This window comes from Treponema sp. R6D11 (genome assembly GCF_054786075.1).
This window is the reverse complement of sequence record NZ_BDHD01001047.1, coordinates 1-403: the sequence shown is the minus strand read 5'-3', so window position 1 is coordinate 403 and position 403 is coordinate 1. Positions and strand designations below refer to the sequence as shown.

Annotated in this window: 1 protein-coding gene; it reads left to right on the top strand. The window is 45.9% G+C overall.

Features of this window, described 5'->3' with window-relative positions; all coding sequences use genetic code 11:
• Nucleotides 1-22: 22 nt before the first annotated feature.
• Nucleotides 23-403: FGGY-family carbohydrate kinase (locus ACYVTD_RS17425; protein WP_461248889.1), on the top strand; the 381-nt coding region annotated here is incomplete at its 3' end.

Genomic DNA, 403 nt, shown 5'->3' with positions numbered 1-403 from the left:
GAGCAAATGCGGTAGTGGCGGTTTGGTTTTTCTTCCATATTTAGCAGGCGAACGTGCGCCGGTTTGGAATCCGTCTGTAACCGCTGTTTGGAGCGGAATAAACCTTTCTTCAGGACGGAGTGAGTTTGCCAATTCAATTCTTGAGGGCATTGGTTTCGCCATTAAGGACGTGCTTTCCGTTATGGAAGAAACAGGCGTAAAGGCAAAACAACTTTGCTTAACAGGAGGGCTTGCAAGCTGTTCCCGTCTTAATCAAATAAAGGCTGACATAACTGGAATAGAAGTTATTGAGGGTGTCCATAAAGAGACGGAGCTTCTTGGGCTTGCCATAATCGGCAGTTGTTTTTTGGGGAAATTCGCCTCTTACAGCGAAGCGTCGTCGGCTTTTTACCATATAGAAAGA